We start from the raw sequence: 1772 nt of genomic DNA on the forward strand, positions 1-1772 counted from the left end.
CCCCGCCGGGGCCCCCCCCCCCCCCGCCGCGTTCCCTCCCGCGGGCTCCGCAAAGGTAATACCCTTGGGGCAGCTCACCCGTTACCGGCCTCGGAAGGACCCCCCGTGGAGCTCGCCTCGTACGCCGACTACGCAGTCCGGCTGGTGAACACCGAGGAGCCGGACCGCGGAACCGACGCCCTCACCACCGTCGACGCCGTCCGCGCCCTGTTCGGCTCCTCCTCGCGCGGCGCCTCGCTGGCGGACGAGGCCGACCTGCCCCGGCTGCGGGCCGTCCGCACCCGGCTGCGCGGCGTCTTCGAGGCCGCCGCCGAGGGCGACCAGATCCGCGCCGTCGACCTGCTCAACAGCCTGATGGTCGAGTACCCGGTGAGCCCGCTGGTCTCCGGCCACGACTACCTGGACGAGGCCGGCCGGCCGCGCTGGCACCTCCACCTCGCCGACAACGCGGCCACCGCCACCGCCAACTTCACCGCGGTCGCCTGCATGGGCCTGGCGATCCACCTGACCGAGCTGGGCGCCGACCGGCTGGGCATCTGCCAGGCCGCGCCCTGCCGCAACGCCTACCTCGACACCTCCACCAACCGCTCCCGGCGGTACTGCTCGGACCGCTGCGCCACCCGCGCGAACGTCGCCGCCTACCGCGCCCGCAAGCGCGAGGAGGCGGCCCGCGCCGCCGCCCTCAGCCGCGGCTGACCGCCAGCACGGCGGCCCCGGCCGGTCAGCGCGCGCCCAGCACCCGCGGCCGGGGCCAGAACCGCAGCAGCACCCGGCCGAGCACCAGGTCGTCCGGCACCACGCCGAACTCGCGGCTGTCCGTGGTCACCAGCGGGTTGTCCGACAGCAGCCACCAGCCGCCCCGGCGCCGCTCCACCGCCCGTTTGACCACCAGCAGGTCCTGCCGCAGCGGGTGCCGGCAGACCACCACCGCGCCGGGCCGGATCCGTCCGCCGTAGCGGACCACCACCTGGTCGCCGTCGTGCAGCGTGGGCCGCATCGAGGGCCCCGCCACGTCGATCACCCCGAACGGCAGCAGACCGCCGACCGGCCCGTGCTCCGTCTCCTCGGCCATCCGCCCTCTCCCTGCCCGCACGCGTCCGCGTCCAGTCTCCCCCATCCGGGGCCGTCCGATATGGACCGGTTGCGCCTCCTTCTTTTGCCCTAGGCCACCGGGCCGACCGCGAATCGGGGGCGGCGGCGGGGTAATCTCGGCGCGGGAAGACGATCTAAGGAAGGACTCCCATGTTCTCTCGTCTGTTTGCTCCGCGAGCCACCGCGCACGCCCACTGCGACCTGCCCTGCGGCGTGTACGACCCGGCCCAGGCCCGTATCGAGGCCGAGTCCGTGAAGGCCACTCAGGAGAAGTACCAGGCCAACGAGGACCCGCACTTCCGTGCGCGCGCCGTCGTCATCAAGGAGGAGCGCGCCGAGCTGGTCAAGCACCACCTCTCCGTGCTGCACACCGACTACTTCAAGGCCCCGCACTTCGAGGCCTACCCGCAGCTGCACGAGCTGTTCAACAACGCGGGCAAGGCCGCCTCGGCCGCCAAGGCGTCGACCGACCCGGCGACCGGCCAGGCCCTGCTCGACCTGATCGCCGAGATCGACCGGATCTTCTGGGAGACCAAGAAGGCCTGATCACGGGTCAGTAACCCGGAGGCCCGGCCGCGGAGCACACCCCCGCCGGGGCGCCCGGGGGGGGGCGCACCCCCCGCGGCGGACGCCCGGGGCCCCGGCCGCAACCCCCCCCGGGGGCCCCCCCCCCCCCCCGC

3 protein-coding genes are annotated in these 1772 nt (G+C 74.5%); 2 read left to right on the top strand and 1 reads right to left on the bottom strand.

All coding sequences use genetic code 11. The annotated features are described in order from the left end of the window. Nucleotides 1-105 precede the first annotated feature (105 nt). A complete protein-coding gene (locus ACFV0G_RS35400; protein WP_380556803.1) occupies nucleotides 106-696 on the top strand; it encodes a CGNR zinc finger domain-containing protein in 591 nt (196 codons plus the stop codon). A gap of 25 nt (nucleotides 697-721) precedes the next feature. On the opposite strand, the gene sodX is transcribed toward ACFV0G_RS35400, so the two are convergent. Beyond that, nucleotides 722-1072 carry a nickel-type superoxide dismutase maturation protease gene (gene sodX / locus ACFV0G_RS35405; RefSeq protein ID WP_380556805.1) on the bottom strand — a complete coding sequence of 117 codons (351 nt, stop codon included), beginning with the start codon at nucleotides 1070-1072 and terminating at the stop codon, nucleotides 722-724. Between the two features lie 170 nt (nucleotides 1073-1242). On the opposite strand from sodX, the gene sodN reads away from it, so the two are divergent. Beyond that, nucleotides 1243-1638, top strand: coding sequence for a superoxide dismutase, Ni (sodN, locus tag ACFV0G_RS35410; protein WP_380556807.1), 396 nt, complete (start codon nucleotides 1243-1245; stop codon nucleotides 1636-1638). Nucleotides 1639-1772: the final 134 nt, after the last annotated feature.

This window comes from Kitasatospora sp. NPDC059571 (assembly GCF_042735675.1).
Classification (GTDB): Bacteria; Actinomycetota; Actinomycetes; order Streptomycetales; family Streptomycetaceae; genus Kitasatospora.